At 68.0% G+C, this 24,901-nt stretch carries 18 protein-coding genes; 9 read left to right on the plus strand and 9 right to left on the minus strand.

From position 1 onward, the window contains the following. Positions 1-4 precede the first annotated feature (4 nt). Genes FB547_RS16005 through FB547_RS16015 form a run of 3 tightly spaced genes read right to left on the minus strand, consistent with a single transcriptional unit; the run spans position 5 to position 2,451 of the window. Positions 5-1,303, minus strand: coding sequence for a type II toxin-antitoxin system HipA family toxin (locus tag FB547_RS16005; RefSeq protein WP_145743796.1), 1,299 nt, complete (start codon positions 1,301-1,303; stop codon positions 5-7). Further along, positions 1,300-1,629 (minus strand): helix-turn-helix domain-containing protein, encoded by a 330-nt coding sequence (locus FB547_RS16010; RefSeq protein WP_145743798.1) that lies wholly within the window; start codon positions 1,627-1,629, stop codon positions 1,300-1,302. The genes FB547_RS16005 and FB547_RS16010 overlap by 4 nt, the downstream gene beginning before the upstream one ends. Positions 1,630-1,689: 60 nt before the next feature. After that, the gene (locus tag FB547_RS16015) at positions 1,690-2,451 is read right to left on the minus strand and encodes a hypothetical protein (RefSeq protein WP_145743800.1); all 762 of its coding nucleotides are present in this window, start codon (positions 2,449-2,451) and stop codon (positions 1,690-1,692) included. Between the two features lie 113 nt (positions 2,452-2,564). Between FB547_RS16015 and smc the strand changes: the two genes are divergently transcribed. The 5 genes from smc (at position 2,565) to def (ending at position 10,415) form a co-directional block, all read left to right on the plus strand. Then, entirely contained in the window at positions 2,565-6,080 is a 3,516-nt protein-coding gene (gene smc / locus FB547_RS16020) for a chromosome segregation protein SMC (protein WP_145743802.1), read from the plus strand. A 12-nt stretch (positions 6,081-6,092) separates the two neighbouring features. Further along, complete coding sequence (locus FB547_RS16025; RefSeq protein WP_145743803.1) at positions 6,093-7,196, plus strand: cell division protein ZipA C-terminal FtsZ-binding domain-containing protein; 1,104 nt, start codon at positions 6,093-6,095, stop codon at positions 7,194-7,196. Between the two features lie 22 nt (positions 7,197-7,218). After that, complete coding sequence (gene ligA / locus FB547_RS16030) at positions 7,219-9,303, plus strand: NAD-dependent DNA ligase LigA (RefSeq protein ID WP_145743805.1); 2,085 nt, start codon at positions 7,219-7,221, stop codon at positions 9,301-9,303. A gap of 106 nt (positions 9,304-9,409) precedes the next feature. Next, positions 9,410-9,841, plus strand: coding sequence for a hypothetical protein (locus FB547_RS16035; RefSeq protein ID WP_145743807.1), 432 nt, complete (start codon positions 9,410-9,412; stop codon positions 9,839-9,841). A 34-nt stretch (positions 9,842-9,875) separates the two neighbouring features. Next, a complete protein-coding gene (gene def, locus FB547_RS16040; protein WP_145743809.1) occupies positions 9,876-10,415 on the plus strand; it encodes a peptide deformylase in 540 nt (179 codons plus the stop codon). A gap of 48 nt (positions 10,416-10,463) precedes the next feature. Here def and FB547_RS16045 read toward each other — a convergent pair whose 3' ends face one another. Beyond that, positions 10,464-10,859: a DoxX family protein gene (locus FB547_RS16045; RefSeq protein WP_145743810.1), complete on the minus strand. Its 396-nt coding sequence runs from the start codon at positions 10,857-10,859 to the stop codon at positions 10,464-10,466. Between the two features lie 172 nt (positions 10,860-11,031). Between FB547_RS16045 and FB547_RS16050 the strand changes: the two genes are divergently transcribed. The 3 genes from FB547_RS16050 to FB547_RS16060 are packed head-to-tail and all read left to right on the plus strand — an operon-like array spanning position 11,032 to position 14,119. Next, positions 11,032-12,066 carry an amino acid ABC transporter substrate-binding protein gene (locus FB547_RS16050; protein ID WP_145743812.1) on the plus strand — a complete coding sequence of 345 codons (1,035 nt, stop codon included), beginning with the start codon at positions 11,032-11,034 and terminating at the stop codon, positions 12,064-12,066. Next, positions 12,063-13,064, plus strand: a complete 1,002-nt coding sequence (locus FB547_RS16055) for an ABC transporter permease subunit (protein ID WP_145743814.1) — start codon at positions 12,063-12,065, stop codon at positions 13,062-13,064. The genes FB547_RS16050 and FB547_RS16055 overlap by 4 nt, the downstream gene beginning before the upstream one ends. Beyond that, positions 13,061-14,119 carry an amino acid ABC transporter permease gene (locus FB547_RS16060; RefSeq protein WP_145743816.1) on the plus strand — a complete coding sequence of 353 codons (1,059 nt, stop codon included), beginning with the start codon at positions 13,061-13,063 and terminating at the stop codon, positions 14,117-14,119. Before FB547_RS16055 ends, FB547_RS16060 begins: the two co-directional genes overlap by 4 nt. Here the strand turns inward: FB547_RS16060 and FB547_RS16065 are convergent. From FB547_RS16065 to map, 4 genes are all read right to left on the minus strand, one after another. After that, on the minus strand, positions 14,116-14,592 hold the full coding sequence (locus tag FB547_RS16065; RefSeq protein WP_145743818.1) for a putative immunity protein: 477 nt from the start codon (positions 14,590-14,592) through the stop codon (positions 14,116-14,118). The two genes, FB547_RS16060 and FB547_RS16065, sit on opposite strands and share 4 nt — an antisense overlap. A 27-nt stretch (positions 14,593-14,619) precedes the next feature. Continuing rightward, entirely contained in the window at positions 14,620-16,275 is a 1,656-nt protein-coding gene (pgm, locus tag FB547_RS16070) for a phosphoglucomutase (alpha-D-glucose-1,6-bisphosphate-dependent) (RefSeq protein WP_145743820.1), read from the minus strand. Positions 16,276-16,369: 94 nt separating this feature from the next. Beyond that, entirely contained in the window at positions 16,370-18,976 is a 2,607-nt protein-coding gene (locus FB547_RS16075) for a [protein-PII] uridylyltransferase (protein ID WP_145743822.1), read from the minus strand. A gap of 34 nt (positions 18,977-19,010) precedes the next feature. Continuing rightward, a complete protein-coding gene (map, locus tag FB547_RS16080) occupies positions 19,011-19,835 on the minus strand; it encodes a type I methionyl aminopeptidase (protein ID WP_012748043.1) in 825 nt (274 codons plus the stop codon). 115 nt (positions 19,836-19,950) lie between these two features. Between map and purL the strand changes: the two genes are divergently transcribed. Further along, the gene (gene purL, locus FB547_RS16085; protein ID WP_145743824.1) at positions 19,951-23,973 is read left to right on the plus strand and encodes a phosphoribosylformylglycinamidine synthase; all 4,023 of its coding nucleotides are present in this window, start codon (positions 19,951-19,953) and stop codon (positions 23,971-23,973) included. A gap of 69 nt (positions 23,974-24,042) precedes the next feature. Here the strand turns inward: purL and FB547_RS16090 are convergent, their stop codons facing one another. Next, positions 24,043-24,828, minus strand: coding sequence for a peptidylprolyl isomerase (locus tag FB547_RS16090; RefSeq protein WP_145743826.1), 786 nt, complete (start codon positions 24,826-24,828; stop codon positions 24,043-24,045). Between the last annotated feature and the right edge of the window lie 73 nt (positions 24,829-24,901).

Consider the following 24,901-nt stretch of genomic DNA (forward strand, 5'->3'; position numbering starts at 1 on the left):
TTTTCTATTTGCCGCGCCTGGCCATGCCCTGCAGCAAGGGATGTGCCTGCAAACGCTGCTGCAGCCGTTTTTTCCAGGCGGCCGGCAGCGTCGAGGCCTCGATCATTTCGGGCCAGCGGCTGCGCGCGAGCCGCGCCGTGTCCGCAACGGCGCGCCGCATCAGCGGTTCGTGCAGCCCCGTCGAGAAACAGAAGGCGCGCACGTTGGCGGGCGTGAAGAGGGCGGTGCGTCGGGGGGCAGCCTCGCCCGGCGACGCCGGCAGAAGAGGCAGGGCATGGCCGTCGACACCCTGAAGCGCGGCATAGGCCACGATGTCGTAGGCCGGGGCCAGCCGCGGTGCGATGCCGTCGGGGTACAGCACGCCGAAGTTCTTCAGATGCGCATCGGGGTTGCCGAGCAGGTCGTTCACCGCGAGGCGCCGCACGAGTTCGAGCACCGCTTCCTCGCCGAGCGATGGAAAGGCGCGCATGGCCAGTGCCATGTCGAGGTAGCTGGCGCTGTACTTGTGCATCGGGTCGACCGCGAGCACCTGCGCGAAGTCCTCGAAATGGATGCGGCGCGCGCCCTCGCGGTCGAAGCGCGTGACGGCAAGGAAGTCGGGCTCGTCGGGCAGCGCGTAGCTGTGCTCGGCCGCAATGGCCGAGAGCGGCGCAAGTTCAGCGTGGCAGACCTCGACGCCGGCCGCCCGCGCCAGCTGGAGCGAGAGCATCTCCAGCTGCGGCATGTGGGGGCGCCCGGCCACGGGCAGCTTGGCGATCACGCGGGTGCTCGCGCCGGCGCGGGTGCGGGCCACGTAGCGCCCGCCCTGCCGGCGCAGGCCGAGCTTGGGCTGCACGCCCGACACCGAGATGCCCTGCGGCATCGGCAGTTCGACCACGGACATCTCGAGCGCGTCCTGGTCCTGTGTGATGAGCCGCTGCAAGGTGCCGCGGTCGACCGCAACCGGCCGGGCGCTCACCGCGCCGGGCAGGTCGCCGCCGCAGGCCGCAAGCAACTCGAAGTGATCGTTGTCGCGGCAGCCGCGCAATTGCGCGATGTGGCTGCGCAGGACGCCTTCGGGCAGCAGGTTCTGGAAGAAGCGTGGCAGCTGCCCGCCCTGTGCGTTGAAGAGCGGGTTCTTGACGTCGCTCCACAGGGCGGCCTGCGCCGAGGGGTCGCTGGCCACCATCGAAAGCGAAAGCACCTCGGGCGGCGGCGCGGCCACCAGTTCGGGCTCCGCCACGAAGCGGCAGAGGTCGGCGTACTGGAACAGCTTGCCGAAGCGGCGCGTGCCGAGCGAGATCTCGAGGATCTTGACGTTCATGGCCAACGCTTCCTCGCATGGGGCCCGGAAGCCGGAGCCGTCGGCGCAGCCGCAGCGCCGACGGCATTGCCGATGCGCGTGGGCACCGGGCGATAGCCGGGCTCGGTGTCCGCACGTTCGCCGAAACCCTTGGGCGCGAGCTGCAACTCGAGGCCCAGGGCATCCACCAGCGCCAGCAGCGAGGACAGCTGCGGATTTCCCTTCAGGCTCAGCGCGTTGCGCACCGAACGCTCGGTGAGGCCCGAGCGCAGCGCGATTTCTGCGTTGCCGAGGCCCGCGGCCTCGCGCCGGGCTGCCAGGGCTGTGATGAGTTCCTGCTTGTTCATGGAAATATATTACCGCAAACCGGGGTTTTGGAAATATGTTTCCTCGACTGACCGCGATCCCTACCGGGGGATGAGCGTGAAAAACGGCATCACGACGCCCATGACCCAGTTCTGGCCGAAATCGAGCGCCGCGCGCCGGTATTTCTCGTCGGCCTGGGCGGCCAGCAGGTCGAGCCGCGCCACCACCTTGGAGAGTTCGCGGTCGGCCACGAGGTTGCGCCCGCGCTCGCTGATCTCGGTGGCCAGCAGCAGCGGCTGGCCGTCGGGGCCGGTCTTGGAGGCGATCAGCCAGAGCGATATCTCGAAGTTGCGCGCGGCCCGGAAGCTGTTCTCGGCGTTGACGCCGTCGAGCATGGTCTGGTCCCAGGTGTCGCCGTTGGCCTGCTTGAGCATCGTGGCCCAGCCGACGACCAGCGCCGCCACCCGGTCGCCCTGGTAGCCTTGCGGGCCGGTGTCGAAGGCCATGCGGATGGCATCGATGCCGGTGGCGCCGCGCAACTCGGGCAGGGCGGGCCCGGTCAGCACCGCATCCCAGGCGCGCTGGGCAGCCGCCTCGACGCTGGCTGCCGACTTGCGCCATTCGCGCGGGTTGCGCCGGTAGAGCGTGGTCTGCACGCGCCGGATCGATTGCAGGTTGTCGCGCAGGGAGAGGTTGGCGATGCGGTTGGCGCTGGACTGCAACCATTCCTGGTTGGTATAGGGCTCGGCGCGGTCGGTGGAACGCACGGCCGCGCAGCCGCCAAGGCCCAGCAGCGTGGCCGCACCGGCCAGCACGTAAGCGCGGCGTACGGCAAGGGGGGATGAAACCAGGGAATCGCTCATGCCCTGACGTTATCATCCACGGCTGGGGCGGCGGCCTGTCTCGAACGGCAGGTCCGTGCAATTTTCCTTACAAATCAACACCTTGGCGTCGTGCCAAGGCAGGCCGACAAGTCGTGCGTCTCAATTCCATCAAGCTTTCGGGCTTCAAGTCGTTCGCCGAACCCACCAACTTCCTGCTGCCGGGCCAATTGGTCGGCGTCGTCGGGCCCAACGGTTGCGGCAAGTCGAACATCATGGATGCGGTGCGCTGGGTGCTGGGCGAGTCGCGCGCGTCGGAGCTGCGCGGCGAGTCGATGCAGGACGTGATCTTCAACGGCACGACCACGCGCAAGCAGGCCAGCCGTTCGAGCGTGGAACTGGTGTTCGACAACGCCGACCACCGCGCAGGCGGCCAGTGGAACCAGTTCGGCGAAATTGCCGTGCGGCGCGTGCTCACGCGCGACGGCACCAGCAGCTACTACATCAACAACCAGCCGGTGCGCCGCCGCGACGTGCAGGACGTGTTCCTGGGCACCGGCCTCGGCCCGCGCGCCTACGCCATCATCGGCCAAGGCACGATCAGCCGGATCATCGAATCCAAGCCCGAAGAGCTGCGCCTGTTCCTCGAGGAGGCGGCGGGCGTCTCCAAATACAAGGAGCGCCGGCGCGAAACCGAGAACCGCCTGGGCGACACGCGCGAGAACCTCACGCGCGTGGAAGACATCCTGCGCGAACTCAACGCCAACCTCGAAAAGCTCGAGAAGCAGGCCGAGGTGGCCGCGCGCTACAACGCGCTGCAGGGCGAAGCCACGAAGAAGCAGCACCAGCTGTGGTTCCTCAAGCGCAGCGAAAGCGATGCCGATCAGGCCAGGATCAAGGCCGACTCGGAAAAGGCGATCAACGACCTCGAGTCGCGCACCGCCGACCTGCGCCGCATCGAATCCGAACTCGAAACCGTGCGCCAGGCCCACTACGCGGCCGGCGACCAGGTCAACCAGGCCCAGGGCAAGCTCTACGAAGCCAGTGCCGAAGTGGGCCGCCTCGAAGGCGAGATCCGCTTCGTGGTCGAAGGCCGCCAGCGCGTGGAGCAGCGGCTGGTCCAGCTGCGCGAGCAGATGGGCCAGTGGGGCCGCCGCCGCGAAGAGGCCGAGGCGGAGATCGAAACCCTGGCCGGCCAGGGCGTCGACGCGGAAGAGCAGGCCGTCCTGCTGGCCGCGCAGCTCGAGGAACACGACGCGCGCATGCCCGAGCTCGAGGAAGCCGTGCAGCGCGCCCAGGACGAGGCCAATGCCCAGCGCAGCACCGTCTCGCAGGTGCAGCAGCAGATCCAGGTGCTGGCCGCCGACCAGCGCAACATCGAAGAGCAGAGCCGCCAGCTCACGCAGCGCAGCGAACGCCTGCGTGCCGACCAGAACGCGCTGGCCGCGCCCGACGAGGCACGCCTGCAAGCCCTGCAGGAAGAGCACGCGGCCGCGCAGGAAAGCGCGAGCGAGGCCGACGCCCGCCTGCATGAGCTGCAGGAATCGGTGCCGCAGCTCGATGACGACCGCCGCGCGAAGCAGCAGGCCGTCAACACCGAAGGCGCGCGCCATGCCGAGCTCTCGGCGCGGCTCGAGGCGCTGCGCGCGCTGCAGGAAAAGGTCAAGACCGACGGCAAGCTGGCGCCCTGGCTCGCCAAGCACGGGCTCGAAGGCATGCAGGGGCTTTGGAGCCGCATCCACATCGAGCAGGGCTGGGAAAACGCGCTCGAAGCGGCGCTGCGCGAGCGCCTGGGTGCGCTCGAGGTCAGCCGGCTCGACATGGTGCGCGCCTTCGGCAACGATGCACCGCCCGCCAAGCTCGCGTTCTACAGCCCGCCCGAAGCCGGCGTGCCGCAAGGCGCTGCCGCGCTGCCGCGCCTGTCGAGCCTGCTGCGCCTGAACGATGCCGGCCTGCAGGCCCTGCTGACCGACTGGCTGCACGGCTGCTACACCGCGCAGAGTTTCGAAGAGGCGCTCGCGCAGCGCGCGACGCTGCAGCCGGGCGAAGTCATCTATGTGCAGAGCGGCCACGCCGTGTTCTCGCACAGCGTCAATTTCTATGCCCCGGATTCCGAGCAGGCCGGCCTCCTGGCGCGCCAGCAGGAAATGGAAAACCTCGAGCGCCAACTGCGCGCCCAGGCCCTCATCAGCGAAGAGGCGCGCACGGCGCTGGTCCGCGCCGAAGCTGCCTACGCCGATGCCGCGCAGCGCCTCGTCACGGCACGCCGCGAAGCGGCCGAAACGCAATCTCGTGCGCATGAACTGCAGGTCGAGACGCTGCGCATGACGCAGCTTGCCGAGCAGACGCGCGCGCGCAGCCAGCAGCTGGCCGCCGACCTGGCCGAGGTCGACGCGCAGCTCGAGGAACTGCAGGAAAAGCGCATGGCCGCCGAAGGCCGCTTCGAAGAGCTCGACATGCAGCTGGCCGACAGCCAGGAGCGCCACGCGCAGCTCGACGAACGCGTGATCGAAGCCGGCCGCGCGCTGGCCGCGAGCCGCGAGCAGCACCGCAGCCTCGAACGGCAGGCGCAGGAGGCCACCTTCTCGCAGCGCACGCTCGAAGCCCGCCGCGGCGAGCTGAACCGCGCGATCGAAACCGCATCGCAGCAGGTGCTGTCGCTTACCGACGAAGACGAGCGCGCCCGCGCCGAACTCGGCCGCCTGTCGGACGCCGCGGCCCAGGCCGGCCTGCAGGACGCGCTGGCGCTCAAGCTCGAGCGCGAGGCCGCGCTGGGTGCGGCCCGCAGCCAGTACGACGACCTCACGCTGAAGCTGCGCGCCAGCGACGAGCGCCGGCTGCAGTTGGAGCGCGAACTCGATCCGCTGCGCCAGCGCATCACCGAATTCCAGCTCAAGGAGCAGGCCGCGCGCCTGGGTGTCGAGCAGTACCAGCAACTGCTCGACGACGCCGGCGCCGACCTCGAGGCCGTTGCCCAGTCGATCGAAGCCGACAAGGTCCGCCTCACCGGCCTGCAGGGCGAGATCGACCGCCTGAACCGCGAAGTGGTGGCGCTGGGCGCGGTCAACCTGGCCGCGCTCGACGAACTTGCCGTGGCCAGCGAGCGCAAGACCTTCCTCGATGCGCAGTCCGCCGACCTGAACGAAGCCATCGGCACGCTGGAAGACGCCATCCGCAAGATCGACGCCGAGACGCGCGACCTGCTGGGGGGCACCTTCAAGATCGTCAACGAGCACTTCAGCCGCATGTTCCCCGAGCTGTTCGGCGGCGGCAATGCACGGCTCGTGATGACAGGCGACGAGATCCTCGATGCCGGCGTGCAGGTGCTGGCGCAGCCGCCCGGCAAGAAGAACCAGACCATCCACCTGCTCTCGGGCGGCGAGAAGGCGCTCACGGCCATCGCGCTGGTGTTCGCGATCTTCCAGCTCAACCCGGCGCCTTTCTGCCTGCTGGACGAAGTGGACGCGCCGCTGGACGACGCGAACACCGAACGCTATGCCAAACTCGTGACCGCCATGAGCCGCGAAACCCAGTTCCTCTTCATCAGCCACAACAAGATCGCCATGGAAATGGCCGAGCAGCTGATCGGCGTCACCATGCAGGAGCAGGGCGTCTCGCGGATCGTCGCGGTGGACATGGAAGCGGCCGCCTCCATGGTCGAAGCTGCTTGAGCCGGGCAGCGCATGAGCAATCTCACTCTCGCCCTGGCCATCCTCGGCGGCCTCGTCCTCGCGGCCGTCGTTGCCTACAACACCGTGACCTCGCGCCGCAACGCGCCGCGCCAGCCCGACGCCGCTGAGCGCGACCCGTCCGAAGCGGACCATCGGCCATCGTCCTCGTCCGACGGCGTGGAGCCGACGTTGCACGTCGATCCGCACCAGTTGCCGAGCCAGGAACGCCACGAGCCTCTGTTCGACCCCGACCTGCCCGCGCCCAGCGCGAGCCCGGTGCCCACGGCCGAGCGGCGCGGCGGGCTCGATCCGCTCATCGACGTGATCGCGCCGGTGTCGCTGGACGGGCTCGCGTCGGGCGACGCAGCCATTGCCGCCATGCCGCCCACGCGGCGCGCAGGCAGCAAGCCCGTGGCCATCGAAGGCCTGAACGAGCACACCGGCCAGTGGGAGCCGCCAGTGCCGGGCCAGCGCTACAGCGCCTTCCAGGTGGGTGTGCAGCTGGCCAACCGCACCGGGGCGCTCAACGAGATCGAGTATTCCGAATTCGTCGTCAAGGCGCAGGCCTTTGCCGATGCGGTCAACGGCGCGCTCGAGTTTCCCGAAATGCTCGACGAGGTGGCGCGCGCCCGCGAGCTCGACCAGTTCGCCAGTGCGCACGATGCCCAGCTGGGCTTCGTGCTGCGCGCACTGCATGCGGCCTGGAGTCCCGGCTACGTGCAGCAGAACGCCGCCCGCCTGGGTTTCGTGGCCGGCATCATTCCGGGACGCATGGTGCTGCCGACGAGCGAGGCCGGGCTGCCGCCGATCCTCGGACTTTCGTTCGACACGCAGGCTGCGCTGGCCGACGATCCGGCGCAGTCGGCCATCCGCGAGCTCAGCCTGAGCCTGGACGTGCCGCAGGTCGACCGCGCCGAGCAGCCGTTCCGCCGCATGCGCGAAGCCGCCGCCACGCTGGCGCGCGAGATGGACGGCGTGGTCACCGACAGCGACGGCCAGCTGCTGCGCGAAGAAACCATGGACGTGATCGGCGCCGATCTCGAGCAGCTCTACGACACGCTCGAATCACGCGACCTGGCCGCCGGCTCGCCGCTGGCGCGCCGCCTTTTCAGCTGATCCGATCGTTCGGGAGACACCCATGACCACGCGCGACGAAGCGGCACGCGAAGCCGCCGCACTGAGCGAACAGCTTCACCGACACGCTCATCTCTACTACGTGCTCGATGCCCCCGAGCTGCCCGACGCCGAGTACGACCGGCTGTTCCAGCGGCTGCAGGCGCTGGAAGCCGAATACCCCGAACTGCGCACGCCCGATTCGCCCACGCAGCGCGTCGGCGGCAAGGTGCTCGAAGGCTTCGTGAAGGTGCGCCACAAGGTGCCGATGCTGTCGATCCGCACCGAGACCGACATCTCGCCCGGCGGCGCCAGCGCCTTCGATGCCCGCGTGCGCAAGGAACTGGGCCTGGCCGAGGACGGTCCGCAGGTCGAGTACGTCTGCGAACTCAAGTTCGATGGCCTGGCCATGAACCTGCGCTACGAGAATGGCGTGCTGGTGCAGGCCGCGACGCGGGGCGACGGCGAGGTCGGCGAGGAGGTCACGCAGAACATCCGCACGGTGCGCGAGATTCCGCTGCGGCTCAACGGCAAGGCGCCGCCGGTGGTCGAGGTGCGCGGCGAGATCTACATGAAGCGCGCCGACTTCGAGGCGCTCAACGAGCGCCAGCGCGAGAAGATCGCGGCCGGGCAGAAGAACGAGAAGGTCTTCGTCAACCCGCGCAATGCCGCGGCCGGCGCGGTGCGCCAGCTCGACCCGGCCATTGCGGCGGCGCGGCCGCTGAGCTTTTTTGCCTATGGCCTCGGCGAGGTCACGCCGGCCAGCGAAGGCGGGCCGGATTTTCCGACCCAGTTCGAATGGCTGCAGCAGTTCCATGCCTGGGGCTTTCCGGTGGCCACGCAGACCGCCCGTGCGATCGGTGCCATCGAACTGATTGCCTTCCACGAGAACATCGGACGCCAGCGCGATGCCTTGCCCTACGACATCGACGGCGTGGTCTACAAGGTCGACAGCATCGAGCTGCAGCGGCGGCTGGGCTTCGTGTCGCGCGAACCGCGCTGGGCCGTGGCGCACAAGTACCCGGCGCAGGAACAGATCACCGAGGTGCTGGGCATCGAGGTGCAGGTCGGGCGCACCGGCAAGCTCACGCCGGTGGCCAAGCTGGCGCCGGTGTTCGTCGGCGGCGTGACCGTGACCAATGCCACGCTGCACAACGAGGACGAGGCACGCCGCAAGGACGTGCGCGTGGGCGACAAGGTCATCGTGCGGCGTGCCGGCGACGTGATCCCCGAAGTGGTCGGCGTGGTGCCCGAAAGCCTCGCCAGGCCCGACAGCGAGCGGGGCCCGCTGTTCACCATGCCGCACCAATGCCCGGTGTGCGGATCGGAGGCGCTGCGCGAAGAAGGCGAGGTCGACTACCGCTGCACCGGCGGCCTGTTCTGCGCGGCGCAGCGCAAGGAGGCCATCCTGCACTTTGCGGCGCGGCGCGCGGTCGACATCGACGGGCTCGGCGACAAGCTGGTCGAGCAATTGGTCGACGCCAACCTGATCCGCACCTTGCCCGACCTCTACAGGCTCGGGTTCACCACGCTGGCGGGGCTGGACCGCATGGCCGACAAGTCGGCCAGGAACCTCGTCGACGCGCTCGAGGCCTCGAAAAAGACCACGCTGCCGCGCTTCCTGTTCGGGCTGGGCATCCGGCACGTGGGCGAGAGCACCGCCAAGGATCTCGCCAAGCACTTCGGCAAGCTCGACGCGATCATGGATGCGACCGAGGAGCAGCTGCTCGAGGTCAACGACGTCGGCCCGGTCGTCGCGCAAAGCCTGCGCACCTTCTTCGATCAGCCGCACAACCGTGAAGTGGTCGAGCAGCTGCGCGCATGCGGGCTGGCGTGGGAAGAGGGCGAACCCGCCGCCCGGGCGCCCAAGCCATTGGCGGGACTGACCTTCGTGATCACCGGCACCCTTCCTACGCTGAGCAGGGACGAAGCGAAGGATAAATTGGAGGCAGCCGGCGCCAAGGTGGCGGGCTCGGTCAGCAAGAAAACAAGCTACCTCGTGGCTGGCGAGGAGGCCGGCAGCAAGCTCGACAAGGCGCGCGAGATCGGTGTGGAGGTGATCGACGAGGCGCGTATGCTGGAGCTGCTCGCCAGCGGTGTGCCGGGTTGAAGGGGTGAAGCGCGGTTCTTACCGGCAGTTACGCGACTTCACACCCGCGCAGTCAACAGGGTCTACAAGCCGGCGTTGAAAACAGAAGGCTGACAAGGAGTCCCTCATGCAGAAAATTCGTGTTCTCGGTATCTGTGTCGCCGTTGGCGGCTTCGCGCTGCTCGGCGGCTGCGTGGCTGTTCCTGGCGACCCCTATTACAGTGGGGGCTATTCGCAGCCGTACTACGCGGACCCGGTGGTGGTGAATCCGGCGCCAGTCTATATCCAGGGTGGCGGCTACTACGAAGGCGGACGCCGCTATTACGACCGTCCCTACTACGACGGACGCTACTACGGGCGTCCGGGCTATCCGGCGGTGCGCCCGGTGCCAGTGCCGGTCCCTGTGCCGGTGCCTTCTCGTCCCGGTTGGGGCGGCGGCGGACGGCCGTCGGGCAATGCCGCCGGCGTGTCGCCGCTTCCGCAGTACCGGTCGCAGCCGCCGCGCGGCTCGGAGCGGTTGTGGACGTCGCCGGACTCCAAGGGGCAAACCCCTCCATGACCGGACGGCGGGGCCGCTCGCGATAATCCCCGCCATGGCCATCCGCGAAATCCTGAAAATGGGCGACCCCCGGCTGCTGCGCATTGCGCAGCCGGTGGCTGCCTTCGACACCGACGAGCTGCACCTGCTGGTGCGCGACATGTTCGAGACCATGCTGGCCGCCAACGGCGCCGGCCTGGCCGCGCCGCAGATCGGTGTCGACCAGCAGCTCGTGATCTTCGGCACCGATGTCGTCAATCCCCGCTACCCCGATGCGCCGCCGGTGCCTCGCACCGTGCTGCTGAATCCGGTCATCACGCCGATCGGCGACGAGGAAGAAGAAGGCTGGGAAGGCTGCTTGTCGGTGCCGGGCCTGCGCGGCGTGGTGCCGCGCTTCGCCAACATCCGCTACACCGGCTTCGATCCCTACGGCGATCCGATCGACCGCATCGCAAGCGGCTTTCATGCGCGCGTGGTGCAGCACGAAGTCGATCACCTGCTGGGCAAGCTCTATCCGATGCGGGTGCGCGACTTCTCGCGCTTCGGCTATACCGACGTCCTGTTTCCAGGGCTGGACGCCAACGACGACGATTGACGAAAGAACGGCCGGTACACCGCCGGCCGCGTGCCTTCTTTCTTTCTTTCAGTTGTACTTGCCGCCCAGGCCGAACCGGCCGCCGCCGAAGAGCGCGATCGCGATCGCCGAGAACATGAACATGCCCTGCAGTTCCAGCGCCCAGCCGCCCTGGCCATTGAGCGCGCCCAGGTCCTTCTGATGCACGAGCCAGATCGCCACCAGCATGTTGAGGGCGACGATCAGCGCCGCCGGACGGGTGAACAGCCCCACGATGAGCAGCACCGGCGCAAGGATCTCTCCGACATAGACCAGGTAGGCCAAAGCCGCCGGCAAGCCATGGGACGCCAGCATGCCGCCGATGCCGTCGACGCCTTTGCCGACCTTCGCGATGCCGTGCAGCAGGATGAGGATGCCGAGTGCAACGCGCAGAACGAGCTTGCCGGTGTCATCGGATTTGGTCATGTGCAGATTCCTGGTGAAGTTGTTGGAGGCCCGTATGTTAGTGAATGCAGCCGGCAAGAAAAACCCGTGGACAGCGGCGCACGCAGCATATGCATTCAACTGCTGGTTCCTTGGCAGGGCGGCGCGCAGCCTCGTACACTGCCTTTTGCTTGTTGTTGAGGAGAACACACCAATGAAGAATCGATTCCGTCCCGCGCTGGCCGCTGCCGCAACCGTTGCCGCGCTTGCCACTGCCGCGCCTGCCCTTGCCGGCAAGACCCTCGATGCCGTCAAGCAGCGCGGCACCGTCAAGTGCGGCGTGACCAATGGCGTGGCCGGCTTTTCCGCGCCCGACACGCAGGGCAACTGGTCGGGCCTGGACGTCGACACCTGCCGCGCCATTGCGGCGGCCGTGCTGGGCGATCCGAAGAAGGTCGACTTCGTGCCGCTCAATTCGCAGCAGCGCTTCTCGGCCCTGCAGGCCGGCGAGATCGACATCCTCGCGCGCAACACCACCTGGACGCTCACGCGCGATGCGTCGCTGGGCTTCAACTTCACCACCATCACCTACTACGACGGCCAGGGCTTCCTGGTGCCGAAGAAGCTCAAGGTCACGAGCGCCAGGCAGCTCAAGAACGCGACCATCTGCACGCAGTCGGGCACCACCAACGAGAAGAACGTGTCCGACTACTTCCGCGCACAGAACATTCCGGTCAAGACGGTGGTGTTCGAAAGCTTCGAAGCCTCGTTCAAGGCCTTCTTCTCGGGTCGCTGCCAGGCCTTCACCACCGACGCCTCCGCGCTGGCCGGCCTGCGCAACAAGGAAGCGCCGAACCCCGACGACTACATCATCCTGCCCGAGCTCATTTCCAAGGAACCGCTCGCGCCGCTGGTGCGCCGCGGCGACGACGAATGGTTTGCCATTGCCAAGTGGGTGCCCAACGCGCTCATCGAGGCCGAAGAATTCGGCGTCACGCAGGCCAATGCCGACGAGCTCAAGGCCAGCAGCAAGGACCCGGCGCAGCAGCGCCTGGTCGGCACCGGCGAGGACCTGGGCAAGCTGCTGGGCCTGGACAAGGACTGGTCGTTCCGCGCGATCAAGGCCGTGGGCAACTACGGCGAGATGTTCGAGCGCAACGTGGGCCCCAAGTCGGTGCTCAAGCTGCCGCGCGGCTCGAACAACCTCTGGAACAAGGGCGGCCTGATCTACGCACCACCGGTTCGATGAGCAGTCAAGCCTCGCGCCGCGGCGCCTGGCTGGCCTGGGTCGTCCAGGTGCTGCTGGTGCTGGCCGTCGTGGCCGGCGCGGCCTGGGTCGTGAACCATGCGCTCGAAGTGCTGCGGGCGCGGGGCGTGCGCTCGGGCTTCGACTTTCTCGCCGAGCCCGCAGGCTTCTCCATCAGCGAAGGCTGGCTCGGCTTCGAGGCCAGCCAGCCGTTCTGGCGCGCCTTTCTCGCGGGCCTGGTCAACACGGTGCGCGCCTCGGTGCCCGCCGCCATCTTTTCGGTCGTGCTCGGCACCCTGATCGGCATCGGCCGGCTCGCACCGCATGTGCTGCTGCGCGGCATCTGCACCGCGTATGTCGAACTGCTGCGCAACGTGCCGCTGCTCGTGCAACTGCTGATGCTGGCCTTTGCGATTGCCAACCTGCTGCCCGATCCCACCGAGCCTGTGCGGCTGCTACCGGGCGTGTGGCTCAGCAAGGGCGGCCTCAGCGTGCCCTGGCCGGCGTCGGGGGAGGGCGGTGGCTGGTGGCCCACGCACCTCGAATGGCCCGAACGCGGCGACTTCGGCGTGAGCGGCGGCGCGGCGCTGAGCCCGGAGTACGTGACCATCGTCGCGGGCCTGTCCTTCTATTCGGCCGCGTTCGTGGCCGAGATCGTGCGCGCCGGCATCCTCTCGGTGCCGCAAGGGCAGGTGCTGGCCGGGCAGGCGCTCGGGCTCGCGCCGGTGCAGCAGCTGCGCATCGTGATCCTGCCGCAGGCGCTGCGGGTGATCGTGCCGTCGCTCACCAACCAGCTGCTGAGCCTCGTCAAGAATTCATCGCTTGCGGTGGCCGTGGGTTATCCGGAGCTGGTGTCGGTGGCCAACACCACCATCGGCTCGAACGGCCGCGCCTTCGAGTGCATTGCCATCATCATGGCGGTCTACCTGCTGCTGTCGCTCGTGATCTCCTTCGGCATGAACCGCTACAACGCGCGCGTCGCGCTCAGGGGCTGGCGATGAGGAACGCGGCCCAGGGCCCTGTTGCGTGGCGCAGCGAACTCTGGGGTTCGCCGCTGCGGGTGCTGGCCACCGTGCTGCTGCTCGCGCTGCTGGCGTGGGGCGGCTTCCACGCCATTGAATGGGGCGTGCTGCACGCGGTGTTCCGGCCCGATGCAGAAGCCTGCCGCGCGGTGCAGCATGGCGCCTGCTGGGGCGTGGTGGCCGAGAAATGGCGGCCGATGCTGTTCGGGCGCTTCCCTTATGAAGAGCAATGGCGTCCGGCCATTGCCGTGGCCGTGCTGTCCGCCGTGACCGTGCTGAGCGCCTGGCCGCGCAGCTGGCGCTGGTGGCTGGCGCCGCTCTGGCTTGCGGCGCTGCTGTTGTTCGTGCTGCTGATGCGCGGCGGCGTGGCGGGACTTGTCCTCGTGCCGACCAGCCGCTGGGGCGGTCTGCCGCTCACCATCGGCCTTGCCGTGGTGGGCTTGGCATTGGCTTTTCCGCTGGCGCTGCTGCTTGCGCTGGGACGCCGCTCGGGCTGGCCGGTGGTTCGCACGCTCTGCGCGAGCTACATCGAGCTGGTGCGCGGCGTGCCGCTGATCTCGGTGCTGTTCATGGCTTCCTTCCTGCTGCCGCTGCTGTGGCCCGCGGGCTGGCAGCCCGACGTGCTGGTGCGCGTGCTGGCGGGGCTCACGCTGTTCGTGGCGGCCTACCTGGCCGAGATCATCCGCGGCGGGTTGCAGGCCGTGCCGCGCGGCCAGACCGAAGTGGCGATGGCGCTGGGCTTCGGCCGCTGGCCGGTGCAGCGGGACATCGTGCTGCCGCAGGCCCTGCGGCTCGTGGTGCCGGCGTTGACCAACAGTGTGGTCGGCACGCTGAAGGACACCTCGCTGGTCACGGTGGTGGGCCTGTTCGAGCTGACCGGTGCGCTCGGCCTCGCGCTCGGCGGCGACCCGACCTGGCGGCCGTTCTATCTCGAGGGCTATCTCTTCATTGCGGCCGTGTACTGGCTGCTGTGCTTCGGGCTGTCGCGCTACAGCGTGTGGCTCGAGCGGCGGCTGGCAAAGGGCACGCGCTAGGCCGGGTCGGCCAAGGATGCCTTCGCATTCGGTTGCGCGAGTGCCTTGAGAGTCTGGACCTGCCACGCGAATTCATCCTCGAAGGCCGTCGGGTCGGTGATCGCATAGCCACCGTAGGCATAGACCGCCGCGTAGGCTGCGTAGCTCGCGGCCTCGAGGGCGCGGCTTGCCAGGGCATTGGCCACCGCATACGTGGCGGAAACCGCCGCATGCGCCGAGCCATCGATCGAGTTCGAGCCACGGTGCCCGTTCGCCACGGCCGCCAACTCCGCGCGAGCCGCTTTCAAGGCCGCTTCGTCGGCCTTGCCGTCGAGAAAGGCATGCGCCACCGCGAGGCCTTCGATGGCGCGCGGGTCTTCCAGCAGATGTCCGATGCGGTCCGCGCAGGCCAGGCCGAAGGCCAGGCGCAGGGATGCCTGCCGGGGATCGTTCAGGCCGACCTCGGCGGCAAGACGCGACAGTTCGGTGTTCATGGCGGCGCCGCACGCTCGATGAAGGTTTCAGCCCGCCGCCAGCGCCTTGTCCACCAGCTGCTGCGCTTCCTCGAGGATGCGGCCCAGGTGCTCGGCGCCGAGAAAGCTCTCGCCGTAGATCTTGTAGATGTTCTCGGTGCCCGAGGGCCGCGCGGCGAACCAGCCGTTCTCGGTGACCACCTTCACGCCGCCGATGGCCGCGCCATTGCCGGGGGCGTGGCTCAGCACGTTCTGGATCTTCTCGCCTGCGAGCTCGGTGGACAGCACCTGCTGCGGCGAGAGGCTCGAAAGCTTCTTCTTCTGCTCGACGGTGGCCGCTGCGTCCACGCGGTTGGCCACCGGCTGGCCCAGCGCCTGGGCGAGTTCGGCAAAGCGCTCGCCGGGGTCGCGTCCGGTGCGTGCGGCGATCTCGGCCGAGAGCAGGGCGGGCACGATGCCGTCCTTGTCGGTGGTCCAGACCGAGCCGTCGCGCCGCAGGAAGGTGGCGCCCGCGCTTTCCTCGCCGCCGAAGCCCAGCGACGAATCCACCAGCCCGTCGACGAACCACTTGAAGCCGACCGGCACTTCGTACAGCCTGCGGCCCAGCCTGGCGGCCACGCGGTCGATCATCTGGCTGCTGACCACCGTCTTGCCCACGGCCGCATGCGCCGCCCATTGGGGCCGGTGCGTGAAGAGGTAGTCGGCCATCACGGCCAGGTAGTTGTTGGGCGGCAGCAGCCCCGCGCTGCGCGTGACGATGCCGTGGCGGTCATGGTCGGTGTCGCAGGCGAAGGCGATGCCGAAGCGCTCCCGCAGGCCGATCAGCTTGTGCATGGCATCGGGCGACGACGGGTCCATGCGGATGCGGCCGTCCCAGTCGAGCGACATGAAGCGGAAGGTGGGATCGACCTCCTGGCTCAGCACGTTGAGCCGCCCGAGCTTGTAGCGCTCGGCGATGGCCGGCCAGTAGCGCACGCCCGCGCCGCCCAATGGATCGACGCCCAAATCGATCTGCACGCCGCGGATCGCATCCATGTCGAGCACCTGCGCGAGGTCTTCGACATAGGTGTTCAGGTAGTCGTGGCGGTGCGTGGTCGGGGCGTGCAGCGCCTGGGCGAGCGGCAGGCGCTTCACGCCCTTGAGATCCGCCGCAAGAAAGGCGTTGGCCGCGGCTTCGACCGCCGACGTGATGTCGGTGCCCGCGGGGCCGCCGTTGGGCGGGTTGTACTTGAAGCCGCCGCTTTCGGGCGGGTTGTGCGAAGGCGTGATCACGATGCCGTCGGCCAGCCCCGCCGTGCGTCCGCGGTTGTAGACCAGGATCGCATGCGAGACGGCGGGCGTGGGCGTGTATTCGTCGTCCTTCGAGAGCATCAGCTCGACGCCGTTGGCCGCCAGCACTTCCACCGCGCTGTTGAAGGCGGGCGTGGAAAGCGCATGCGTGTCGATGCCGAGGAACAGCGGCCCGTCGATGCCCTTCTGGCGCCGGTAGTCGGCAATGGCCTGGCTCATGGCCAGCACATGCCATTCGTTGAATGCGTTGTCGAAGGAAGAACCGCGGTGGCCCGAGGTTCCGAAGGCCACGCGCTGCGCGGGCACCGAGGGATCGGGCCGGCCCGCGTAGTAGGCCGAGACGAGGCGCGGGACATTGACGAGCAGGTCCAGCGGTGCGGGCTGGCCCGCGAGGGGATTGGTTTTCTGGCTCATGTCGAGGGTTGCCGTTCGAGTTGAATCAAGTCGGCACCATCATGCCGCAGGATGTGCCTGCGGATGAAACAAGCGGCAAGCGTGCCTCAGGGCCTCAGGAGGCCAGCGCTTCCATCAGCTCGGTCTCGATGGCCAGCTGCGTCTTCTGGCCCTGCAGTTCCGGTCCGCTGATCAGGAAGGTGTCTTCCACGCGCTCGCCGAGCGTCGTGACCTTGGCGAGCTGCAGGTTCAGGTGATGCCGGGCGAGCACGCGCGCCACCGAATAAAGCAGCCCGGTGCGGTCGCTGGCCGAGATGTTGAGCAGCCAGCGCTGCGCCTTGTCGTCGGGCAGCAGGCTGATGCGCGGCTTGATCGGGAAGCTGCGCACGCGCCGCGACACGCGGCCCACGCTGGGTGGGGGCAGGGGGCCGGCTTCGGTCAGCGTCTGCGCCAGGCCCGACTCCACCATGCTGATGAGATCGCGGTAGTGGTCGGGCAGGAAGGTGGTCACCACCTGAAACGTGTCGAGCGCGTAGCCATTGCTCGTGGTGTGTACTTTCGCGTCAAGGATGCTGAACGACGACTGGTCGAAGTAGCCGCAGATGCGCGCGAACAGGTCGGGCTGGTCGGGCGTGTAGACCACCACCTGCAGGCCTTCGCCGACCGGTGAAAGATGCGCCCGCACGATCGGCGGCGCCTTCGGATCGACGGGAACGTTGGGCGGCGGCACGAAACGCGAGAGCTGCTTGGCATGCCAGGCGATCTCGGTGGCATCGTGGCGCATGAAGTAGCCGACGTCGAGCGTGGCCCACAGCGCCTTGTGGGCCTCGAAGGGCTGTGCGCGGAGGGCGAGCTGCACCAGCGCCTCGCGCTTGCGCGATTCCACCTCTGCGTCGGGGTCGGGCATGCGGCCGCCGAGCGCGCGCAGGGTGAAGCGGTACAGGTCTTCGAGCAGCTTGCCCTTCCAGGCATTCCACACGCGCGGCGAGGTGCCGCGAATGTCGGCCACCGTCAGCAGGTAGAGCGCCGTGAGGTAGCGCTCGTTGCCCACGCGCTTGGCGAAGGCGCCGATCACCTCGGGGTCGCTCAGGTCCTGCTTCTGCGCGACCTGGCTCATCACCAGGTGCTCCGCGACCAGGAATTCGATCAGCCTCGAATCTTCGCGCGCGATGCCGTGCTGCTTGCAGAAACGCTGCACGTCGCGTGCGCCGAGCGTGGAATGGTCGCCGCCGCGGCCCTTGGCGATGTCGTGGAACAGCGCCGCCACATAAAGGATCCACGGCTTGTCCCAGCCTGCCGCGAGCTGCGAGCAGAACGGGTATTCATGCGCATGCTCGGCAATGAAGAAGCGCCGCACGTTGCGCAGCACCATCAGGATGTGCTGGTCCACCGTGTAGACGTGGAACAGGTCGTGCTGCATCTGTCCCACGATGCTGCGGAACACCCGCAGGTAGCGCCCCAGCACCGAGGTCTGGTTCATGAGCCGGAACGCATGCGTGATGCCGTAGGGCTGCAGCAGGATGCGCATGAAGGTCTGGTGGTTGACCGGGTCGTTGCGGAACTTGCTGTCCATCACGTGGCGCGCGTTGTAGAGTGCGCGCAGCGTGCGTGCCGACAGGCCCTTCACGCCGATGGTCTTCTGATAGAGAAGGAAGGTCTCGAGAATGGCATGCGGCTCGCGCTCGTAGAGGTCGTCGCTCGCAATCTCGATGAGGCCCGCACGCTCGAAGAAGCGCTCGTTGATCGGCGTGTGCTGCTCGTCCACCGGCTGCAGCCGCTCCGCGATGTTCAGCAGCAGGATCTGGTTGAGCTGCGAAACCGCCTTGGCCGCCCAGTAGTAGCGCCGCATCAGCGCCTCGCTCGACTTGCGCTGCGATTCGCTTTCATAGCCGAAGCTCGCGGCCACGGCAGTCTGCAGGTCGAACACCAGGCGGTCCTCGCGCCGGTTGGCAATCACGTGCAGGCGCGCGCGGATCAGCGAGAGCAGCGCTTCGTTGCGCTTGATCTGCTGCGCCTCGAAGGAGGTGGCCAGGCCGTTCTTGGCCAGATCGTCCCAGCGGCTGCCGAAGCCGGCGGCCTTGGCCATCCAGAGAATGGTCTGCAGGTCGCGCAGGCCGCCCGGCGATTCCTTGCAGTTGGGTTCGAGCGCGTAGGGCGTGTTGTCGAACTTCTGGTGGCGGTGGCGCATTTCCTGCGACTTGGCCACGAAGAAAGCCTGCGGATCGATGGCGCGAGCGAAGCGCCTGCGGAAGCCCACGAAGAGCTTCTTGTCGCCCGTGATCAGCCGCGATTCGAGCAGCGAGGTCTGGACCGTGACGTCCTTCTCGGCCTCTGCCAGGCACTCGTCGACGGTGCGCACGCTGGAGCCGATCTCGAGCCCCGCATCCCAGCAGTGGCCGATGAAGGCCTCGATGCGGGCCGGATCGATCGCGCCGGCCTCGCCCTCGGGCGGCAGCAGCAGCAGCACGTCGACATCGGAGTAGGGGAACAGTTCGCCGCGGCCGAAACCGCCCACGGCCACCAGCGCGAGCGCGTCGCCGAAATCGGCCTCGCGCCAGAGCGCGCACAGCGTCTGGTCGGCCAGCGCCGACAGCTGCCGCAGCACCGTGTGAACGCTGCGCGTGGGCGCGCGCGCAAAGCGCAGGGTGTCGAACAGCGCCAGCTTCCTGGCGCGATAGGCTTCGCGCAGGGTGGCGACATCGATCTTGGCGGGTTCGATCACGGCTGTGTCCTCGGCCGCGCGCCGCTCGCGCGGCTCACGTTTTCGTGGAGGTGACGAACGAGGGCAGGGGTGGGCTGCCTTCCGACAGCGTGAGCACCTCGTAGCCCGTTTCGGTGACCAGCACCGTGTGTTCCCACTGCGCCGACAGCGAATGGTCGCGCGTGACGATGGTCCAGCCGTCGTACTGGCCGCCCTTGAAGTCTTCCTTCACCTCGCGCTTGCCGGCGTTGATCATCGGCTCGATGGTGAAGATCATGCCGGGCTTGAGTTCTTCCAGCGTGCCCGGACGGCCGTAGTGCAGCACCTGCGGCTCTTCGTGGAAGCGCTGGCCCACGCCGTGGCCGCAGAATTCGCGCACCACCGAATAGCCCTGGCCTTCGGCGAACTTCTGGATCGCATGGCCCACGTCGCCCAGGTGCGCGCCGGGGCGCACCTGCAGGATGCCGTGCCACATGGCTTCGAAGGTGATGCTGCACAGGCGCTTGGCGGCAATGGAGGCATCGCCGATGATGTACATGCGGCTGTTGTCGCCGAACCAGCCATCCTTGATGACGGTCACGTCGACGTTCATGATGTCGCCCTTTTTCAGCGGCTTGTCATTGGGAATGCCGTGGCAGACCACGTGGTTCACCGAGGTGCAGAGCGACTTCGGGAAGGGCACGCTGCTCGCGCCCATGTAGCCCACCGTGGCCGAGGTGGTGCCCTGCTTGACCATGTATTCGGCGGCCAGGCGGTCGACATCGTTCGTGGTGATGCCGGGCTTGATGAAGGGCGTGAGGTAATCCAGCACCTCGGAAGCCAGGCGGCAGGCGACGCGCATGGCTTCGATGCCTGCGGCGTCTTTGTAGGTAATGCTCATCCCGGAATTATCCCATTCACCCGGCTAAAATTCAGGGCTTACGCGGATGGCCCCAGTCAGCGGCCATCCCCCCCGATTTTCTTGATTCCCAACGCGGCCCCAGGCCCCATCGACCGTGACGCAGCCCGCACCTCAAGCCCTTCCCGTCGTAACCCTTTTCGAGGGCGGCAGCGCACTCAGCGATTTCCGTGCGCGGCAGCTGCTGCCGAAGCTGCAGGCGATCGATGCGCGCATCGAGGGCATCGGTGCCCGTTTCGTGCACCTGGTGGTCACCGATGCGGCACTCGATGCGGCCGGCCGCGAGCGCTTCGCGGCGCTCCTGACCTACGGCGAGCCCTTCGAGGCCCCGGCCAAGGCGGGCGCTTCGGTGGTCGTCACGCCGCGCCTGGGCACCGTCTCGCCCTGGGCCTCCAAGGCCACCGACATCGCCCACAACTGCGGCCTGGCGCTGCGCCGGGTCGAGCGGGTCACCCAGTACCACCTGAAGCTCAAGGCCCCGCTGATCGGCAAGGCGCCCGTGCTCGAAGGCGACCTGCTGGCTGCCGTGGCCGGCCCGCTGCACGACCGCATGACCGAATCGGTGCTGGCCACGGTGGAGCAGGCCGCCAGCCTGTTCAGCGAGCTGCCGGCCCAGCCGATGGCGCTGGTCGACGTGCAGGGCGGCGGCCGCGCCGCGCTGGTGGCGGCCAATACGGGTTTCGGCCTGGCGCTGGCGGAAGACGAGATCGACTACCTGGTCGAAGCCTTCACCCGGCTCGGGCGCAACCCGAGCGACGTCGAGCTGATGATGTTCGCGCAGGCCAACAGCGAGCACTGCCGCCACAAGATCTTCAACGCCAGCTTCGCGATCGACGGCCAGGCCCAGCCGCAGAGCCTGTTCTCGATGATCCGCCACACCGAGAAGCAGAACCCGCAACACACCGTCATTGCCTATGCCGACAACGCCTCGGTGATGGAGGGCACGACGGTCGAGCGCTTCATTCCGGCTTCGGATTCGCAAGGCTATCAAAAAGATAGCGCGCTGAGCCACGTGCTGATGAAGGTCGAGACGCACAACCATCCGACGGCCATTTCGCCGTTCCCGGGCGCCTCTACCGGCGCGGGCGGCGAGATCCGCGACGAAGGGGCCACCGGCCGCGGCTCCAAGCCCAAGGCCGGCCTGACCGGCTTCACGGTGTCGAAGCTCTGGCCGGAAGAGGGCCACTACGGCAAGCCCGAGCACATCGCGAGCCCGCTTCAGATCATGACCGAGGGCCCGCTGGGCGGCGCCGCCTTCAACAACGAGTTCGGCCGGCCCAACCTGCTGGGCTATTTCCGCGAATACGAGCAGACCGTGGCGAGCGACGTCGACACGGTGCAGCGCGGCTACCACAAGCCCATCATGATCGCGGGCGGCCTCGGCAGCATCGACGCCACGCAGACGAAAAAAATCCAGTTCCCGGCCGGCTCGCTGCTGATCCAGCTCGGCGGCCCCGGCATGCGCATCGGCATGGGCGGCAGCGCCGCGAGTTCCATGGCCACGGGTGCCAACGCGGCCGAACTCGACTTCGACTCGGTGCAGCGCGGCAACCCCGAAATCGAGCGCCGCGCCCAGGAAGTCATCAACCACTGCTGGCAGCAGGGCGCGGCCAACCCGATCCTCGCGATCCACGACGTGGGCGCGGGCGGCCTGAGCAACGCCTTCCCCGAACTGACCAACGACGCCGGCCGCGGCGCGCGCTTCGACCTGCGCGCCGTGCCGCTCGAAGAGTCGGGCATGGCGCCCAAGGAAATCTGGTGCAACGAAAGCCAGGAGCGCTACGTACTGGCCATCGCGCCGGAATCGCTCGAACAGTTCAGGGCCTTCTGCGAGCGCGAGCGCTGCCCGTTCTCGGTGGTGGGCGTGGCGACCGAAGACCGCCAGCTGCTGGTGGCCGACGAGGGCGCCGAGGTACAACCCGTCGACATGCCGATGGACGTGCTGCTCGGCAAGCCGCCCAAGATGCACCGCGACGTCAAGACCGTTGCCCGCACCTTCAAGCCGCTCGACCTCACGGGCGTCGACCTGCAGAAGGCCGCCATCGACGTGCTGTCGCACCCGACGGTGGCCTCCAAGCGCTTCCTGATCACCATCGGCGACCGTACCGTGGGTGGCCTGAGCCACCGCGACCAGATGGTCGGCCCCTGGCAGGTGCCGGTGGCCGATTGCGCCGTCACGCTGGCCGACTACAAGGGCTTTGCCGGCGAGGCGATGAGCATGGGCGAGCGCACGCCGCTGGCCGCGCTCGACGCGCCGGCCTCGGGCCGCATGGCCGTGGCCGAGGCCATCACCAACCTGCTGGCCGCGCCGATCGAGCTCTCGCGCGTGAAGCTCTCGGCCAACTGGATGGCGGCCTGCGGCGAGCCCGGCGAAGACGCCGCGCTGTATGAAACCGTCAAGGCCGTGGGGCTGGAACTGTGCCCGGCGCTGGGCGTGTCGATCCCGGTCGGCAAGGATTCGCTGTCGATGCGCACGCAGTGGAAAGACGGCGACGAAGCCCGGAACGTCACCTCGCCCGTGAGCCTGATCGTGAGCGCGTTCGCCACGCTGGCCGACGTGCGCGGCACGCTCACGCCGCAGCTCGACGCCACGGAGGCCGACACCACGCTGGTGCTGATCGACCTGGGCCGCGGCCAGCACCGCATGGCCGGCAGCATCCTGGCGCAGACGCTGAACCAGAGCGGCGACACGGTGCCCGACCTCGACGACCCGGCACAACTGGTGGCGCTGGTCAATGCCGTGAACGCGCTGCGCGCCGACGGCAAGATCCTGGCCATGCACGACCGCAGCGACGGCGGCCTGTTCGCCACTGCCTGCGAAATGGCCTTTGCGGGCCACGTGGGCGTGGCGCTCAACGTCGACATGCTGGTCACCGAAGGCGACGGCATTTCCGACAGCCGCATGGAGACCGGCGACGCCAAGAACTGGGCGCAGCAGGTCAGCGCGCGGCGCGAGGAACTCACGCTCAAGGCACTGTTCAACGAAGAGCTCGGCATGGTGCTGCAGGTGCGCACGGCCGAGCGCAACGAGGTGATGCAGGTGCTGCGCGCCCACGGCCTCAGCGCCCACAGCCACTTCGTCGGCAAGACGCGGCCTGCCAGCTCCACGATGGAGGCCGGCAAGGGCAAGCTCGAGGTCTGGCGCGATGCCAGGTCGGTGTTCAGCGCGACGCTGCAGGACCTGCACCAGGTGTGGGATTCGGTCAGCTGGAAGATCGCCCGCGAGCGCGACAACCCGGCCTGCGCCGATGCCGAGCACGCCGCGGCCGGCGAGCCGGGCGACCCGGGCCTGCACTGGCATGTCTCGCCGCCGCTCGGCAACGGCTGGGGCGAACTCGGCCCGGGGCTGCTGTCGTCGCGCCCCAAGGTCGCCATCCTGCGCGAGCAGGGCGTCAACTCGCATGTCGAGATGGCCTACGCCTTCACCGAAGCCGGCTTCGAAGCCTTCGACGTCCACATGACCGACCTGCAGGCGGGCCGGGCGGACCTCGCCGACTTCAAGGGCGTGGTGGCCTGCGGCGGCTTCAGCTATGGCGACACGCTGGGCGCCGGCATCGGCTGGGCGCGCAGCATCACCTTCAACCCGAAGCTGGCCGAACAGTTCAAGGCCTTCTTCGGCCGCACCGACACCTTCGGCCTGGGCGTGTGCAACGGCTGCCAGATGTTTGCCGAGCTGGCCGACATCATCCCGGGCGCCGAAGCCTGGCCGCGCTTCACCACCAACCAGAGCGAACGCTTCGAGGCGCGCCTGTCGATGGTCGAGGTGCTCGAATCGCCGAGCATCTTCTTCGCGGGCATGGCCGGCACGCGCCTGCCGATCGCGGTGGCGCATGGCGAGGGCTATGCCAACTTCAAGCACCGCGGCGATGCCGCCAAGGCCATTGCCGCCATGCGCTTCGTGGACAACCACGGCCAGCCGACCGAGCAGTACCCGTTCAACCCGAACGGCAGCGCCGGCGGCCTGACCTCGGTGACCACGCCGGACGGCCGCTTCACCGCGGTGATGCCGCATCCCGAGCGCGTGTTCCGCAACATCCAGATGAGCTGGACCGGCGGCGACAAGAGCGAGCTGAGCCCCTGGATGCGCATCTGGCGCAATGCGCGCCGCTGGGTAGGCTGAAGGAAAAAGCCCGAAACGAAAAAGCGGCCCGCGGGCCGCTTTTTTCATGGGGCAGGAAAGCCGCGGGGCTTACTCGACCTTTGCCTTCGCGCGCAGCTCTTCCTGGTACTTCTGCAGGCGCTGCTGCTGCAGCTGCTGCGTGATCTGCGGCTGCACTTCTTCCAGCTTCGGCAGTTGCGCCTGGCGGATGTCGTCGACGCGGATGATGTGGTAGCCGAACTGCGTCTTCACGGGGGCGGCCGTGGTCTCGCCCTTCTTGAGCTTGATCATCGCCTCGGAGAACTCGGGCACGAAGCTCGCGGGGTTGGCCCAGTCGAGATCGCCGCCATTGGCGCCCGATCCCGGGTCCTTGCTCTGCTTCTTGGCGATGTCCTCGAACTTGGCGCCCTTCTTGAGGTCGGCCATGATCTTCTTGGCCTGGTCTTCGGTTTCGACCAGGATGTGGCGCGCCTTGTATTCCTTGCCGCCATTGGCCGCCACGAACTTGTCGTACTCGGCCTTCACGTCGGCGTCAGAGACCGGGCTGGTCTTGCGGTAGTTCTCGAACAGGGCGCGGATCAGGATGGCCTGGCGGGCGAGTTCGAGCTGGTTCTTGTAGTCCTCGGTGGCGTCGAGGCCCTGCTTCTGCGCTTCCTGCATGAACACTTCGCGCGCGACGATTTCCTCGCGCAGCTGGCCCTGCATCTCCGGCGTGACTGGCCGGCCGGCTGCCGCCAGTTGCTGGGCCAGCACGTCCATGCGCGCCTTGGGCACGGGCTTGCCGTTGACGATGGCTGCGTTCTGCGCCTGGGCCGCCAGAGGAATCGCACCGAGCAGCGCTGCGGCCGCAACGGCCTGCAAGAGTTGTTTTTTCATGAAATGAATATCAGGCTGGAGGGAAATGCGCGGATAGGAAAAGCGCGTGGAAAAAAAGCGAAGGAGCGGGAAG

Origin of the sequence: Variovorax beijingensis (assembly GCF_007828835.1) — a bacterium.
GTDB lineage: Bacteria > Pseudomonadota > Gammaproteobacteria > Burkholderiales > Burkholderiaceae_C > Variovorax > Variovorax beijingensis_A.

Coding starts and splice junctions, on each gene's coding strand:
- FB547_RS16005 (WP_145743796.1), bottom strand. CDS start 1,303: ATGAACGTCAAGATCCTCGAGATCTCGCTCGGCACGCGCCGCTTCGGC.
- FB547_RS16010 (WP_145743798.1), bottom strand. CDS start 1,629: ATGAACAAGCAGGAACTCATCACAGCCCTGGCAGCCCGGCGCGAGGCC.
- FB547_RS16015 (WP_145743800.1), bottom strand. CDS start 2,451: ATGAGCGATTCCCTGGTTTCATCCCCCCTTGCCGTACGCCGCGCTTAC.
- FB547_RS16025 (WP_145743803.1), top strand. CDS start 6,093: ATGAGCAATCTCACTCTCGCCCTGGCCATCCTCGGCGGCCTCGTCCTC.
- ligA (WP_145743805.1), top strand. CDS start 7,219: ATGACCACGCGCGACGAAGCGGCACGCGAAGCCGCCGCACTGAGCGAA.
- FB547_RS16035 (WP_145743807.1), top strand. CDS start 9,410: ATGCAGAAAATTCGTGTTCTCGGTATCTGTGTCGCCGTTGGCGGCTTC.
- def (WP_145743809.1), top strand. CDS start 9,876: ATGGCCATCCGCGAAATCCTGAAAATGGGCGACCCCCGGCTGCTGCGC.
- FB547_RS16045 (WP_145743810.1), bottom strand. CDS start 10,859: ATGACCAAATCCGATGACACCGGCAAGCTCGTTCTGCGCGTTGCACTC.
- FB547_RS16050 (WP_145743812.1), top strand. CDS start 11,032: ATGAAGAATCGATTCCGTCCCGCGCTGGCCGCTGCCGCAACCGTTGCC.
- FB547_RS16055 (WP_145743814.1), top strand. CDS start 12,063: ATGAGCAGTCAAGCCTCGCGCCGCGGCGCCTGGCTGGCCTGGGTCGTC.
- FB547_RS16060 (WP_145743816.1), top strand. CDS start 13,061: ATGAGGAACGCGGCCCAGGGCCCTGTTGCGTGGCGCAGCGAACTCTGG.
- FB547_RS16065 (WP_145743818.1), bottom strand. CDS start 14,592: ATGAACACCGAACTGTCGCGTCTTGCCGCCGAGGTCGGCCTGAACGAT.
- pgm (WP_145743820.1), bottom strand. CDS start 16,275: ATGAGCCAGAAAACCAATCCCCTCGCGGGCCAGCCCGCACCGCTGGAC.
- map (WP_012748043.1), bottom strand. CDS start 19,835: ATGAGCATTACCTACAAAGACGCCGCAGGCATCGAAGCCATGCGCGTC.
- FB547_RS16090 (WP_145743826.1), bottom strand. CDS start 24,828: ATGAAAAAACAACTCTTGCAGGCCGTTGCGGCCGCAGCGCTGCTCGGT.